The 16,954-nt window shown below is 71.1% G+C and carries 1 protein-coding gene (running past one end of the window); it reads right to left on the reverse strand.

Annotated features, from left to right (window positions below; translation table 11 throughout):
• A protein-coding gene (locus BJY18_RS16180; protein WP_184780771.1) for a non-ribosomal peptide synthetase crosses the window boundary here: on the reverse strand, nt 1-16,933 show its 5' portion. 1,055 nt of this gene lie to the left of the window's left edge; only the first 16,933 of its 17,988 coding nucleotides appear in the window; its start codon is at nt 16,931-16,933; its stop codon lies off the left edge, out of view.
• Nucleotides 16,934-16,954 lie beyond the last annotated feature (21 nt).

The following is a 16,954-nucleotide window of genomic DNA, read 5'->3' on the forward strand; positions in this document are numbered from 1 at the left end:
CGAGCACACCGCCCGCGGGATCGAGCCGGGCAGCCGCCCGTTCCACCTCGACCGCTGGATCATCCGGAATGGACACTTCCTCGAGCAGGCCTTCGGCCAGCCCGTCACGCGCCGGATCGATGCGAAGCATGCCAACGGCGAGCCGGGCCCGGAGGACGTCGTGTCGCTCCAGCACGGACTGCAGCACCGCGACCAGTCCACCGTGGTCGATCTCGCTGGGTAAGCGCACGAGCATCGACTGACAGAACCGGGTGATCGGACCGCCGCGATCGAGCAGCCGCCGCATGATCGGGGTCAGCGGGGCCGACCCGACCGCTTCCCGGTCGTCGGCCTGCGCCCCGGCGGTGGCGGTGGCCACAGCGGCGAGCTCCGCGGGAGTGGCACGTTCGAACACCTGCCGCGGCGTGATGCGGAGCCCGGCCGCGCGGGCGCGGGCGACCAGCTGGATGGCCAGGATGCTGTCGCCGCCGAGCGTCACGAACCCGTCGTGCACGCCGGCACCCGGAACCTTGAGCAGATCCGCGAAGAGCTCCGTCAGCACGCGTTCCCGTTCGTCCCTCGGCAACGCACCGCCGGCCGACTGCTCGGGCTCGGGCAGGCTCGCGACGTCGAGTTTGCCGTTCGGTGTCACCGGAAGCTCGGGCAGCTCGCTGAACACCGCGGGCACGAGGTAAGCAGGCAGCCGGGCGGCGAGGTGTTCGCGCAGTTCGACGGCGTCCAGTGCGCCCACCGGCACGACATAGGCGACCAGCCTGCGTACGCCGGGCACGTCCTCACGAGGCACGACCGCGCATCGGGCCACCGCGGGGTGTTCGCCGAGGACGGCTTCCACCTCGCCGGGCTCGATCCGGAATCCGCGGATCTTGACCTGTCGGTCGGCGCGGCCGAGGAATTCCAGCCGGCCGTCAGTGTTTCGCCGGGCAAGATCGCCGGTGCGATAGAGGCGAGTGCCGCCCGGCGCGGCCACGAACCGTTCCGCGGTCAGGCCCGGGCGCCCGAGGTATCCGCGGGCCAGCTGCGCGCCGCCGAGGTAGATCTCCCCAGGAACACCGTCCGGCACCGGCCGCAGACCGGAGTCGAGCAGCAGCACCCGCACGTTCGGCACCGGACCGCCCAGCACCGGTTCCGGCCCGTCGACCTGTGCACTGAGGGCGTCCACAGTGGATTCAGCCGGCCCGTACAGGTTCAAGCCGACAGTGTCGGACGCCGCGACCCGGTCCCACATCGCCGGCGGAAGCGCCTCGCCACCGAAGGCGATCAAGGCCGGCGGATGCGATCCGTCGAGCAAACCCTGGTCCAGCAACGGTTCCGCTTGCGAGGGCGTCGCCTGGAACACGTCGATGCGCTGTTCGGCGAAGGTGGCCGCGAGCAGTTCGGGGTCGCGCCGCTCGGCTTCGCCGATCAGGTGCAGTTCGTGCCCCGCGAGCATCCACAGCAGCGGGTTCAGCGCGGCGTCGAAGGAGAACGACGCCAGATGCGCGACCCGCAACCGCGTGGCCCCGGCATGGGCGAACAACGTCCGGTGATGGCCGGCGTACAGATTCGCCAGCGCACCGACGGACACCGCGACACCCTTGGGACGTCCGGTCGAACCCGAGGTGTAGACGACGTAAGCCAACGCGTCCGAAGGTGGCGCTGTTGCGTCCGGGAACGCCTGCGCTTGCTCGTCGCCGGACATCCGCAGCACCGGAACCGTCGACGGCACCGTGGTTTCCGCCGTGGTCACCACGAGGAGGGGAGCGGCGTCGGCGAGCATGTACTCGATGCGTTCGGCCGGATAATCCGGATCGACCGGTACGAAGGCCGCACCCGTCATCGCCACCGCGAACACCGCGGTCACGTAATCCGCCGTACGCGGCAACAGCAATGCGACGAGGCGTTCCGGCCCGGCACCCTGCTCGGCGAGCCGGGCTGCCAAGGTCCGCGCCCGCTGGTTCAGGTCCGAGTAGGTCAGCCGTTGCGCACCAGCGACGAGCGCGACGACGTCCGGCTGGGCGCGAACACGTTCGGCGAGCAACTGCGCCAAGCCGGACCGCGGCACGACCAGCTCCGGTCCGCGCGACTCGGCGGGCGCGTCGAGCACGACCTCCCGCACTGGCTGCCCGGCGGTGAACTGCGCCAACACGGATCGCAGGCTGTCGCCGATGAGCCGCGCCTGTTCCTGCGGGATCAGGTCGAGCCGGTGTTTCACCAGGATCCGCAGCCCGCCGCCGCTGGGCGCGACGAGCACGCTGACCGGGTAGTGCGTGGCGTCCTGGCCGGTCACACCGGACACCGACAGCCCGGCCACCTTGCGTCCGGCCGCCGGATCGACCGGGTAGTTCTCGACCACGAGCAAGGTGTCGAACAGCTCGCCGGCCCCGGCCGCACGCTGGATCTCACCGAGACCGAGGTGCTGGTGTGCGAGCAGCCCGGCCTGTTCGTGGTGCACCCGGGCGAGCAGCCCGGCGACGTCGCCGATCTCCCCGAGCCGGATCCGCACCGGCACCGTGGTGACGAACAACCCGACCATCGCTTCGACCCCGGCGAGTTCACCGGGCCGTCCGGACACGACCGTGCCGAACACGACGTCGGTGGTCCCGGTCAGCCTGCCCAGCGTCAGCGCCCAGGCGGTCTGCAGCACGGTGCCGAGGGTGACCCCGCACTCGCGGGCGAGGGCAGTGAGCCCCGCGGCGTCCGGGATGCTCAGCTCGGTCTCCGCGGGCACCTCCGGCGGCCGGGCCGGGTCCGGCGCGGCCAGCAGGGTCGGCGCCGGCAGGTCCGCAAGCTCTTGCGTCCAGGCTTTCCGTGCTGCCTCGGCGTCCTGGCCGGCCAGCCAGCGGAGGTAATCGTGATAGGGCCGGCGCGGCGGAACCGGCTCGCCGGCGTACCGGCTGAGCAGCTCGCCCACGAGCAGTGGATTGGACCAGCCATCGGTGATCAAGTGGTGGCTGGTCAGTACGAGCCGGTGTTCGCCGGGACCGAGCCGGACGAGCAGGAACCGCAGCAGCGGCCCGGTACCCAGGTCGAACCGCTCCGCGCGGTCCGCGGCGAGCAGCTGGTCCAGCTCCGCCTCGGTCGCGGTCGTGCTCCGCCAGCCGGGATCGAGCCGTGGCGGGATCACCGCCACCGTCGTGCCCGAGCCGAGCTGCCGGAAGGTCGTCCGCAACGCCGGGTGCGCAGCGGTCAGCTCCCGTGCCGCCGCGTGCAGCCGCGCCGCGTCGACCGGACCGCTCAGCGACAAGACCAGCTGCACGGTGTAGACGTCGGGCGCGACAGCGTCGTCACCGTCGAACAGGGCATGGAACAACAGCCCGCGCTGCAACGGCGTCAGCGGCCACACCTCGGCTCGCTCCGGAACGACCGGGTGCAGCTCTTGTGCTTCTCCGTCGGTCAGCTCGACGAGTGGGAAGTCGGCCGGGCCACGGCGGCCAGGTGTGTCCGCCAGCTCGGCGAGCGCCGTGAACCAGCCGTCGGCCAGGCGCGCGACCTCGGCTTCGGTCAGCACGCCGCTCGGGAACGACCACCGGACCTTCAGCACCGACCCCTCGGCGGTGTCCACTGTGGACGCATTGATGTCGAGTACGGCAGCGGCGGCCAGGCTTTCCGGTACCCCGTCCCCTGCCCCGGGTTCCGGCGCGGGCGACCAGTCGGCCCCGGTCCCGCCGCCGACGCGGCCGAGGTAGTTGAACGAGATCTGCGGTGTGCTCGCCAGTCCTGGTTCACGGTGCAGGTACCGCAGTACGCCGAAGCCGGTGCCACCGTTCGGGACCGCCCGCAGCCGCGTCTTGACCTGGTCGACCACCTGGGCGACGTCCGTCGCACCGGCCAGGTCGAAGGTCACCGGGTGCAGGCTGGTGAACCAGCCGGCCGTCCGGGTCAGGTCGAGGTCGCCGTCGCGCCCGTGCCCCTCGACCGCGATCCGGACCGGCTGGTCACCGGCCCGCCAGCGCGTGACGGCAAGGGCGAGCGCGGACAACAGCACCTCCGGCAACCGTGCGTGCCAGGCCGCCGGAACGGTCGTCAGGACTTCCGTCGTCCGTTCGGTCGGCAGCTCACGCCACAGGTGCTCGACCGTGGCGGTCGTGTCGCGGACCGGATCGAGCATCCGACTGCCCAGTGGCTCTTCCGGCCCGACCTGGTCGAGCCAGAACGGCAGTTCCCCGGAAAAGTCCCGCTGCCGCAGGGATTCTGACCATTCTCGGTAGGACACCGGCACCGGGGCGAGGGCCCGCAATTCGGCCGCTTCCGCGAGGTCACCCAGCAGCACCCGCCAGGAAACCCCGTCCACGACCAGGTGGTGCGCGACGATGAGCAGTCGCCCCGGCTCGCCGCCGCGATCCAGCCACGTAAACCGCACCATCGCACCCGCTGCGGGGTCCAATTCGGACAGTGCGGTGCGGTGTTCGGCCGCGACCAGTTCCGTCAGGTCCGCACTGGTGGCATCGACCCTGCGGAGTGCCGGCTCAGCGGTGTCCGGGACCACCAGCGTTCCGTCGTCGCCGAGCCGGGCGCGGAGCAGGTCGTGTCGCACGAGCAGCGCGGACAACAGCTCCCGCAGCCGGTCGAGAGTCAGGCCAGCCGGGGTGTAGGCCACGGCGTGCTGAGCGAAGGAACGGGAGTCACCGCCACGTTCCGCCAGCCACCGGCCCATCGGCGTCGCGGGAACGACGCCGGTTCCGCTTCCGCCGGTGCGCACGACCTCCACCGGGGTGGCCGCGGCGGCCAGCTCCGCCATCGTGGCGTGGTCGAACACGTCCCGTGGCCGCACCGACAGTCCCGCCGCCCGGGCCCGGCTGACCAGCTGGATCGAGACGATGCTGTCGCCGCCGAGGCTGAAGAAGTTGTCGTCGAGACCGACGCTGTCCAGTCCGAGCAGCTCGGCCACGATGGCGGTCAGCGTCTTCTCGGCAGCCGAAACCGGCGCCCGGTAACCGGTCCCGGTGCGCGCCGGCGCCGGCAACGCGGAGCGATCCAGCTTGCCCGTCGGACCGAGTGGCAGCTCCGGCAGCACGAGCACGACGGACGGCACCAGGTAGTCCGGCAGCACGGCCGCCGCCTGCGCCCGCACAGCGTCTTCGTCCAGCCGCGACCGCGGCTGCGGGACGACATAGCCGACCAGCCGTTCCTCCCGCACGACGACGGCGCTGGTCGCCACCCCCGGCAGGGTCCGAAGGACCGCTTCGACCTCACCGGGTTCGATCCGGAACCCCCGCAGCTTCACCTGGTCGTCGGAGCGGCCGAGGAAGTCCAGCTGCCCGTCCGCCCGCCAGCGCACGACGTCGCCGGTCCGGTACATCCGCCCGCCGCGGAACGGATCCGCGACGAACCGTTCCGCCGTCAGCCCCGGCCGGCCGAGGTATCCCCGCGCCAGCCGGGAACCACCGAGGTACAGCTCACCGGTGACGCCAGGGGGCACCGGCGCGAGCCCGGCGTCGAGCACGTAGACGGTGGTTCCACCGATCGGCCGGCCGATGGACGGCTCGGCATCGTGCGCGTCCGGCGCCTGCCACGCCGTGGCGTAGACCGTCGCTTCGGTGGGCCCGTACGCGTTCAGCACTTCCGCGCCGGGCAACGTCTCGCGGATCTTTCGCAGCAATCCCGCGGACAACGCCTCGCCCGCGGGTACCACCAGCCCGGTTTCCAGCCGCAGGTCCGAGGTACTGACGAGCGCGTCCAGCACGGACGGCACGCCGCTGATCGCGCTGGGTGCCCAGTCGCGGTCCGGGCTCCGGGCCGGTTCCAGCAGGTCGGTGGTCAGCTCCAGCGTGCCGCCGCTCAACAGTGGCGCAAAGATTTCGAACACGGACACGTCGAAGTTCAGCGACGTCGTCGCAAGGACGCTCCGAAGCGCCGTCGCGCCGAGTTCGGCCTGCGCCCAGGCGGCGAGCCCGACCACCGCGGACTGCGGCACCACGACGCCCTTCGGCCGACCGGTCGAACCGGACGTGTAGATCGCGTACGCCGGATGCTGCGGTGAAACCGGGACGTCGAGGTCGTCGTCCGGACCGGACTCATCGGCCGGCCGCAGGACCGGGCAGCCGGGTGGCAACGGCGGGTCTGCACGGTCGGTGAGCACCAGGACCGGCTCGGCGTCCTCGATCATGAACGCCAGTCGCTGCACCGGATACGCCGGGTCGAGCGGCAGGTACGCGGCGCCCGACTTGAGCACGGCGAGGAGCGCGACGACCAGGCCCGGCGTGCGGTCGAGGCACAGCCCGACAAAGCGTTCCGGCCTGGCGCCGTGGCGGATCAGGACCCGCGCGAGCCGGTTCGCGCGGGCGTTGAGTTCGCCGTAGGTCAGTGCCGCCGTCGAGGACGTCGCGAACCGGACTGCTGGGGCGTCCGGCTGCCGCGCGGCCACCCGTTGGAAGACGTCGGCGATGGACTCGTGCGCGGGCTCGTCAGTGCTTCCGGCCCAGGAACCGAGGATTTTCCGACGTTCGTCGGCGGTCAGCAGGTCGAACCGGGACAAAGGCGCGTCCGGTTCGGCGAGCATCGCGGCGAGCAGCGATTGCCAGCGTCCGGCGAGCTGTGCAGCCGTACCCGAGACGAACAGATCGGCGTCGGCGACCACTGCACCGTGGATTCCGTCGCCGTCGTCGACCACGGCGAAGGTGAGGTCGAACTTCGTCGTGCCGGTGTCGATCAGGTCCAGCTCCGCGGTCAGACCGGGCAGCTCGATCCGGCGGGAATCCCGGCGCTGGTAGGAAACCAGTACCTGGAACAGCGGATGCCGGGACCGCGACCGCACCGGACGCAGCTCGTCGACCAGCTGCTCGAACGGCACCGCGGAGTGCTCCAGCGCGTCCAGCACGCTGCGGCGGGCCCGGTCGGCCAGTTCGGTCAGGCCGGGATCGCCGCTGAGGTCGTTGCGCAGCACCAGAGTGTTGACGAAGAAGCCGACCAGCTCTCCCAGCGCGTCCTCGTCACGGCCCGCGACCGGGGTGCCGATCGGCACGTCCGGACCGGCCCCGAGCTTCGCCAGCAACGCCGCCACGATCGACTGACACACCATGAACACACTCGTGCCGGTCTGCTCGGCGAATTCCCGCACCTGTCCGGAGAGTTCCGATGGCAGCCGGAATTCCGCCGTCTCCCCGCGGTAACCGGGAGTGTCCGGCCGGGACCGCGAGTACGGCAGATTCAGCTCCTCGGGCAACCCCGCCAGGCGCGCACGCCAGTAGTCGACCTCCGTCGACAGCGTGCTGCCGGGATCCGCCGGGTCACCCAGGAGATTCCGTTGCCAGATCGCGTAGTCCGCGTACTGCACGGGCAGCGGCACCCACTCCGGAGCCGAACCGGCCAGCCGTGCCCGGTAGGCAGTGGCGAGATCGTCGGCCAGCGGGCGCAAGGACCACTCGTCCGCGGCGATGTGGTGCACGACGAGGAGCAAGGTGTGCTCGTCCGGACCGGCCTGGACGAGATGGGCCCGGACAGGCGGCCCGTCGTTCAGCGGAACCGGTGTCCGCGCGGCCGGCGCCAGGTCGTCCGAGTCGGACAGTCCGAGGTGGACATCGGACAGTACGTGCTGCCTCGGTACACCCCCCTCCTCGGGAAACACCGTGCGCAGGCTTTCGTGGCGCTGCAAGACGTCGTTCAGCGCCGCGGTCAGGGCGGAGCGGTCGAGGTCACCGGAAAGCCGGAGCACCACGGGCACGTTGTAGGCCGGATTGTCGCCTTCCAACTGGTGCAGGAACCACAAACGCTGCTGGGCGAACGACAACGGGACCGCTGTTGGACGCGGGACGGCGACCAACTCCGGACGTCGCGAACCACCATTGACGCGGAGGGCGAGGGCACGGGCCGTCGGTGCCTCGAACACCGCGCGGACGTTGAGCTCGGCCCCGGTCGCCGCGCGGATCCGCGAGACCAGACGGATGGCCAGCAGGGAATGCCCGCCGAGGGCGAAGAAGTCGTCGTCGACACCGACTTCCGGGATTTCCAGCAGGTCCGCGAGCAACCGGCACAGAAGTTTCTCGCCGTCCGTGCTTGCAGCCGCGGACCGGGCGGGTGTGGCGGACGGGTCGGGCAACGCCGAACGATCGAGCTTTCCGTTACCGGTCAACGGGAACGTCTCCAGCGGGACGAACGCCTCGGGCACCAGGTGCGGGGGCAGCAGGGCACGGGCGTGTTCGGCGATCGCTTCGACGGACGCTGTTCCGGTCACGTAGGCCACCAGCCGGTCCGGCCGGGCCAGCACCACCGCGCCGGTCACCTCGGGATGGTCCGCCAGCACCGTCTCGACCTCACCGGGTTCGATGCGGTAGCCGCGGATCTTGACCTGGGCGTCCGCCCGGCCCACGAAGACCAGCGTCCCGTCCGTGCGACGGCGCGCGAGATCCCCGGTCCGGTAGCACCGTGCACCGGGTTCGCCGAACGGGTCGGCGACGAATCGTTCAGCGGTCAGCCCGGGCTGTCCGAGGTAGCCGCGGGCCAGCCCGGCGCCGGCCAAATACAACTCACCCGTCACGCCGTCGGGCACCGGCTGCAGGGTCGCGTCCAGCAGGTACGCGCTCATCCCGTCGAGAGCGGTGCCGATCGGGCTCACCGCGGACGGTACCTGCGTCATCGCGTGCGCGGTGGCGAACGTCGTGGTCTCCGTCGGGCCGTAACCGTTCACGACCGTCGGCACGGTCTTCAGCACCTCGCGTACCGCGGCGGGCGGTACGACGTCTCCGCCGGTCCACACTTCACGCAAGCCCTGCAAGGCTTCCGGCATCTCTTCGGCGACCACAGTGAACAGTCCGGCGGTCAGCCACAGCGCGGTGACGCCGCGGCGCACGATCAGGTCCCGCAACGCCGGTGGGTCGAGACGGCCGTCCGGCGCGATCACGACCTGACCTCCCGACAGCAACGGAACCCACAGCTCATAAGTCGCCGCGTCGAACGAATACGGCGAATGCAGCAGCACGCGTTCGTGCGCGCTGGTGGAGAACCGGCGGTCCGTCGCCAACGCACTGATGTCCCGCCCGGTCACCGCGACGCCCTTGGGCACACCGGTGGACCCGGAAGTGAACATGACATAAGCGAGCCGGGCCGGGTCCGGCTCCGGCAGCTCACCGGAGGATCCGGGCTCATCGACCCGCACCACCGTGCCGGCGCCGGGTACCTCGTGGTCCGCGAGCACCAGTACGGCCTTGGCGGACCGCAGCAACTCCGCCGTGCGAGCGGCGGGCTGTCCGGCCTGCAACGGCAGGTACGCCGCTCCGGCACGCAGTACGGCCAACGTCGCGACGACGAGGTCCACGCTGCGCGGCAAAGCCAACGCCACCACCGTTTCCGGCTTGGCGCCTGCCGCGGACAACCGCCTTGCCAGCGTCGTCACCCGGGCGTCCAAGTCCGCATAGGACACCGTGAGTTCGTCCTGTACCAAGGCAATCGCATCCGGCGTGCGCGCGACCTGGGCGCGGAACAACTCGTCCGGCGCGAGGAGCGAGCCCGGCTCGGTTCGCACCGGAAGCGCGTCGAGGGCGACCAGCGGGATCGAGCCGATCCGGACATCCGGTTCGGCGACGGCCAGTTCGAGGAACCGGGCCAGATACGCGCCGAGCCGTTCGATGTCGGCCGGGTCGAACAACGCGGTGCGGTAGTTGACGGTGATCCCGGCGTCGGTGCACACGAGCGTCAGGTCGAACTTCGCGGTCGCGGTACGCAGCGGGAACGGCTCCGCGACCAGCTCTCCCCACGCAGGCGGGCTCACCGCGTCCCGGTGCACGAGCAGCACCCGGGGCACCGGCGCGGCCGGATCCGCGCGACGCAGGCCGAGCGTGTCGATCAGGTGGTCCAGCGGGACGTCCTGGTGCGTGTAGGCGGCCAGGTCGGTGTCGCGGACCCGGCTCAGCAGTTCACCGAAAGCCGGGTTTCCGGTGACGTCCGTACGCACCAGCAGCGTGGTGACGAAGAACCCGACCAGCCCGTCGAGCGCGGGGTCGGAACGGCCCGCGGTGACGGTGCCGAGCGGCAGGTCCGTCCCGGCGCCCAGCCGCGAGAGCACGGCGGCGGTCGCGGCCCGCTGCACCATGAACGGCGTGGTCGAGGTCGCGGCTGCCAGCCGCCGGACACCTCGGGTGGCCGCCGCGGACAGCACCACGTCGTGGTACCCGCCCTCGTTCCCGACCCCGGTACCGTGCTGGGCGAACGGCAGATCGTGGTCCACCGGCAGGTCGGCCAGCACGCGTTCCCAGTGGCCGGTCTGGCTTTCCAGCACCTCGTCGAGCACGTCGCGGTGCCAGAGCGCGTAATCTGCGTACTGGACCGGCAGCGGCACCCAGTCCGGCGCATGACCGTCCACACGCGACGAGTACGCGCGCGCGAGGTCACCCAGCAGCGGCCCCATCGACCACTCGTCGCACGCGATGTGATGCACGACGATCAGGAGCAGGTGTTCCGACCCACGCTCCCACAGCCGGATTCGGAGCGGCAGCTCGGTTTCCAGGTCGAACCGGCGTGCGGCGGCCGTTTCCGGGGACACGTCCGGCTCGGCGAAACACTGGTCGGCATCCCCGGACGGAAGTACCTGCTGGTAGGGGACTCCGTCACGGGTCGGGTAGATCGTACGCAGAATCTCGTGCCGTTCGAGCACGTCCGCGACCGCGGCCCGGAGCGCGTTCTCGTCAAGCCGGCCACGCAGCCGGATGCCCACCGGCACGTTGTACGCCGCCCCGCCGTCCAGCCGGTCGGCGAGCCAAAGCCGTTGCTGCGCCGGAGACAGCGGGACTTCCGGAGGACGCTCTGCCGGGCGCAGGGGGGTGCGCGTCGCGGCAGTCCGCTGGGCCGCGGCGAGATCACGGACGGTCGGCGAGGCGAACACATCCCGCAGCGCGATCTCGACACCCAGTTCGGCGCGCGCCTTGGTGATCAGCTTCATGGCGAGCAGGGAATGCCCGCCCAGCGCGAAGAAGTCGTCGTCGATGCCGACTCCGGGCACACCCAGTACTTCGCCGGTGACGCGGCACAACGCCGCTTCCACCGGGGTGCGCGCCTCCGTGCCGCCCACCAGCGCCGCACGGTCCGGTGCCGGTAGCGCGCGCCGGTCGACTTTCTGGTTGGGCAGCAGCGGAAACGCGTCCAGCACGACGAACGCGGCGGGCACCTGGTGAGCGGGAAGCCGCCCGGCGGCATTCCGGCGCAACCGGGCGGGACCCGCGTCACCCTCCCGACAAACACCGCTGTCCAGCACGACGTAACAGACCAGCTGCCGTCCGCCGTCGCCGTCACCGGTCGCGACGACCACGGCCTCGGCGACCGCCGGGTCCGCCAGCACGGCGGCCTCGACCTCGGCCGGTTCGACGCGGAAGCCCCGGATCTTGACCTGGTCGTCGATCCGGCCCAGCATTTCCAGCTGTCCGTCACCGGTCCAGCGCACCAGGTCGCCGGTGCGGTACATCCGAGTCCCGGCCCGGCCGAAGGGATCGGCCAGGAACCGGGTCGCGGACAGCCCCGGCCGGCGCAGGTAACCGCGGGCGAGGCCGGCGCCGCCGAGGTACAGCTCCCCCGGCACTCCCGGCGGAACCGGGCGGAGCGCGGCATCCAGCACGTAAGCGCTCTTGTCCACGTCCGGCTGTCCGATCGCGACAGTGCCGTCGCGGAAATCCCGTGGGCACGTCCACAAGGTCGAGTTGACCGTGGACTCGGTCGGGCCGTACGCGTTGAACATCGGATGGTCCGCCGACCAGCGTGCGAACAGTGTCGGCGGGCAGTGGTCCGCCCCCACGATCACAGTCATGCCACGGGGCAGGCTGCCCTCCGGCACCGTGGCCAACGCCGACGGCGGCACGTCGATGTGGGTCAGGCGGTGCCGCGTGACGAACTCGGCCAGTCCCGCGCCCAGGCGGTGTTCGGCGGGAACCACGGCCAGCGCGCCACCGCAGAACACGCTCATCGCCAACTCGGAGAACATCATGTCGAAGCTCGGGGAGGCGAACTGCAGATGCCGGGTGCCCGGGCCGGCGGTCACCGTGCTGTCCCAGGTTTCGACCAGGCCGGCGAGGCCTTCGTGGGTGGACACGACTGCCTTCGGCTTCCCCGTCGATCCCGAGGTGTAGATCAGGTACGCCGCGTGCGCGACACGCAACGGTGCGCGACGATCCCCGTCGGACGGGTTCGTGGCCGGACGAGTTGCCAGCGTGGCCCGGTCCGCTTCGTCGTCGAGGACGAGCACCGGCACGCCGGATGGCGCTCTCCCCACGCTCGCGCGGTCGGTCACGACGAGCACCGGACGCGCGTCACCGAGCACGAAAGCCACGCGCTCGGCCGGATAGTCCGGGTCGACCGGCAGATACACCGCACCGGCCTTGAGCACCGCGAGCAGGCTCACCACGACCTCGGACGACCGCGGCAGCAGCACGGCCACAGGCTGCTCAGGTCCGGCGCCACGGGCGATCAGCTCGTGAGCCAGGCGGTTCGCCCGCTCGTTCAGCTCGCGGTAGGTCAGCTCCCGTTCGTCGTCGAGCAACGCCGGAGCGTCCGGATCACGCGCGACCTGTCGTTCGAAGATCACTGGCGCGGTCTCCGCGCGCACTCCCGCCTGGCGTCCGGCCCGCAGCGCACCGCGCTGCTCGGCCGGGGAAAGAACCTCGATCGCGGACAGCGGCCGATGCGGGTCCACGACGACCTCGATCAGCAGCGTGCCGAGCCAGCGGGCGACCGACTCCACTGTGGACCGGTCGAACAGCTCGGTGCTGAACTCGATCTCCGCCCGCAGACCCGCGTCCTCGGTGAAGGCGAAGGCGAGGTCGAACTTCGCGGTTCCGGCCCGGATCAGTTCCCGCCGGAGCGTCAGCCCGGCGAACTCGGCGTCCGCCACCGCGTTCCCGGTCCGGACGTCGAGCATGACCTGGAACAGCGGATGCCGGCCCGGCACCCGCGCCGGGTTCAGCTCCTCGACCAGCCGGGAGAACGGCAGGTCCTGCTGCGCCAGCGCCGCCAAGTCGGTGTCGCGGACGCGGGCGAGCAGTTCGGCGAACGTCGGATTGCCCGCGGTACCGGTGCGGAGCACGAGCGGGTTGACGAAGAAGCCGGTCACCGCGTCGAGCGCGGCGTCCGTCCGGCCCGCGGACGGGACACCGATGGGCAGATCGGTTCCCGCGCCGAGCCGGGTCAGCAAGGTCGCGAGGGTGGCGTGCAGCACCATGAACAGGCTGACGCCCTCGGCCGCGGCGAGGGCCCGGAGCTGCTCGTGCACCGCTGGTGACACGTCGAACGCCACCACGTCACCGGCGCCGGCCGGCAAAGCCGGACGCGCATGGTCCACCGGCAGTGCGATCTCCTCCGGCAGCCCGGCGAGTTGCGTTCGCCAGTACCCGAGCTGCCGGACACCGGCCGAATCCGGGTCGTCCGGCGAGCCGAGCACCTCGACCTGCCACAGCGTCGCGTCGAAATAGCCGGGTCCCTCGGCACCCCACGACGGTTCGGTCCCGGCTCGACGTGCGGTGTAGGCACGGGCGAGGTCGGCGGCGAGGATGTCCAGCGACCACTCGTCGGCAACGATGTGGTGCAGCAGCACGAGCAGCGTGTGCTCGCCGCCTTCGGCCCGGTACAGCTCGAACCGCACCGGCGGCTCCGGGCCGAGTTCGAACGCGCGCTGCGCGTGTTCGGTCGAAAAACCAGTGTCGAAGCTGATCAGCCGCGGTCCGTCGGTCAGTACCTGACGGACGGATGTGACCTCGCCGTCGCCTTCGTCGAACCCGGTGCGCAGGCTCGCGTGGCGGGTGACGACGTCGCGTACCGCGGCAGCCAGCGCGTCCGTGTCCAAGGCCCCGGAAAGGTGCAGCGCCAGAGGCACGTTGTAGGTGGCGGAAGGTCCTGACATCCGGTGCAGGAACCACAATTGCCGCTGGGCGAACGACAGGGGCGCTGGACCGGCACCCGCGGACCCGGCGCGCAGAGCAGGCCTCGTCCCCCCGCGCTTCCCCAGCACGCGCGCGAGCCCGGCCGGGGTCGGCGTGTCGAAGACCGCGCGCACCGGCACTTCCGCGCCGAGCACGGGCCGCAGCCGGGCGACGAGCCGCATCGCCGACAGGGAATGCCCGCCGAGCGCGAAGAAGTCGTCGTGGACGCCAACCCCGGAAACGTTCAAGATTTCCGCGTAGAGCCCACACAGCACCTGTTCGTCCGGCGTCGCGCCAGTCTTCACCGCGGCTGCGTCCGGTCCCGGATCGGGCAACGCGGCACGGTCGATCTTTCCGTTCGGCGTCAATGGAAACTCGTCAAGCACCACCAGCAATGACGGCGTCAGGTATTCCGGCAGGTTCTCGCCGACCGCCCGCCGGACGACCTCCGGATCGAGCTGAGCGCCTGCCTCGGCGACGAGGTAACCGATCAGCCGGGGACCGGAGGCGACGACGACCGCGCGTGAAACGCCGCGCTGAGCCAGCAAAGCGGCTTCCACCTCGCCGGGTTCCACCCGGAAACCCCGGACCTTGACCTGATGGTCGGCCCGGCCGAGCACCTCGGTCACCCCGTCCGGGCGCACTCGCGCCAAGTCCCCCGTCCGGTAGAGCACCGCGCCATCGGCTGCGGCGACGAAACGCTGCGCGGTCAATCCCGGACGGTTGAGATACCCGAGCGCGACACCGTCCCCGGCGAGGTACAACTCACCGATCGCACCGGCCGGAGTCTGCTGCAACGCACTGTCGAGCACGCGAAGCCGCGTGTTCAGCACCCCGCGGCCGATCGGCGGGTCTTCCCCGCGGACAACAGGATCGAGGTGCCAGACCGCCGACCAGATCGTGGTTTCCGTGGGACCGTAGAGATTCGTAACGGTCGCGCCCGCGTCGTGCAACCGATCCGCCAGCGCACCCGGCAGCCGTTCACCACCGACGAGCGCCCGGAGGCCACGCAACGATTCCGGTGCGTGCTCGGCCAGCGCGGTCCACAACGACGGCGTCGCCTGCATCACGTCTGCGCCGCTTTCGGACAACAGCCCGGAAAGCAGCGCAGGATCCCGGACCTGATCGCGGTCTGCGAGCACCACGGTCGCCCCGCTCACCAACGGCAGGAACAGTTCGAGCGCAGCGATGTCGAACCCGACCGTGGTCACCGCCAGTAGCCGTTCTCCTTGTCGCACTGGGACTTCGGCCTGCATCGCGGACAGGAAGTTGACCAGGTTCCCGGACGAGACCACCACGCCCTTGGGCTTTCCGGTCGAGCCGGAGGTGTAGATGACGTACGCCGGTTGCCGCGGATTCGGCACCACCGCGGGGAACGGTCCCGCTGGTCCCGGTTCCGGCAGAGTCTGCAGCACGGTCCCTTCCGGCACCGCGAGATCCGTGTGGTCCGCGGTCAGCACGACCGCGGGCCGGGCGTCCTCGAGCATCATTTCCAGCCGTGGCCGGGGAAAATCCGGATCGAGCGGCAGATACGCCGCGCCGGTACGGGTCACCGCGAGCAGCGCGGTCACGAGATCGGAAGCCCGCGGCAGCAGCACCGCGACGAGCTTTCCGGGACCCGCACCGTCCGCGGCGAGCGTGTGAGCCAGCTGGTCGACCCGACCCGCCAGGTCGCGATAGGACAGCCGTTCGTCTCCGGCGACCACAGCGGTGGCTTCGGGATTCGCGGCGACTTGGCGATCGACCAAAGCCGCGAGACCGTCCGGCGGCACCTGCGCGACCGGACCGTCCGCGCCGACGGGGAGTTCACTGTGGACCGTCGCGCACAGTGCTCCCAGCCGGACATCCGGCTCGGTGAACTGCTCCACCAGCGCCCGGAACGCCTGCAGGTGGGTCGCCAGCTCCGCCGGCCGGTACCCGTCCGGATTGCCGTCGACCTGCAGGAGAAGCGTGTCGTCCGTCGAACGGCTGACGGTGAACGAAAGATCCTCCACCGCACCCGCCGCTAGATACCGTGACCGGCCGCGGCAGGTCCCGAAATCGAGCTCCGCGTCGAACGGCTTGACGTTGATCCACGGACCGGTGAGCCGCCGTCCCCGGCCCAGTCGACGAAGATCCCGCCGAAGTTCCTCGCCGCGGTAACGCTGGTGCGGGCGGATGGCCCGCAGCTCGGCACGGACCGCGGCCACCAGCTCGCCTGCGCTCGTCCACGGCTGGGTTGCCAACCGCAGCGGCAGCACGTTCACCGTGCTCGCCGGCACCCGCGCGGCCACCGATCCCATCCGGCCCATCACCGGAAGACCGAGGACCACGTCCGCCGACCCGGTCCGGCGGTGCAGATACGCCGCCGCGGCCGCCATCAGAACTTCGGCCCAGGTGGCTTTGGTCTTTCCAGCGAACGCCTCGACCCGCCGAAAGACGCCGGCGTCCACAGTCTGCTCGGCTCGGAGAAACGAGTGCGCCGCCGGTGCTGCACGATCGCCGAGCACCGGGACTTCGCCGAGACCGGCGAGCCGTTCCGTCCAGAACTCCCGGTCCACTGTGTACTGCGGCGACTCGGCGTAGGCGACGTCCTCAGCCACCCAGTCGTCGAACGAGGCGAACGGCGAGGGCGGCACCGGTCCGCCCTCGCGCAGTGCGCGATACACCTCGGCGACCCGCCGGGAGACGATGGCGAACCCATACGCATCGAGCAGAATGTGGTGGAACCGCTGGAACCACAGGTACCTCGCTTCACCGACCCGTAGCAACGCCTGTGTGCACAACCGATCGCCGGTCAGCCGGGCCGGCTTCGCGACGTCCGCCCGCATCCACTCGTGCGCTGCCGCGAACGGCTCCGGCTCGTCGCGAAAGTCGAGTACCTGCAACGGGTTCTCCCCGAGCGGGCGCACCTGCTGCGTCGGCTCGGCGTCCCCGGAGAACCGGACCCGCAGCCCGCCGGCCTCCTCCAGCACCTGCCGCACCGCCGCGGCGAACACCGGTTCGGCCAGCTCGCCGGCGAGGTCGACGTACTCGGCCGTGTTGTGGGCCGGGCTGTCCTCGTCCACGTGCTGGGCACGCCAGATCCCGGACTGAGCCCGGGTCAGCGGCCACGCGGTGGACTCGGTTTCGTTCGTGGGCACCAAGATCCCCCGGATTCTCGA

Source organism: Amycolatopsis jiangsuensis, assembly GCF_014204865.1.
Lineage (GTDB): Bacteria > Actinomycetota > Actinomycetes > Mycobacteriales > Pseudonocardiaceae > Amycolatopsis > Amycolatopsis jiangsuensis.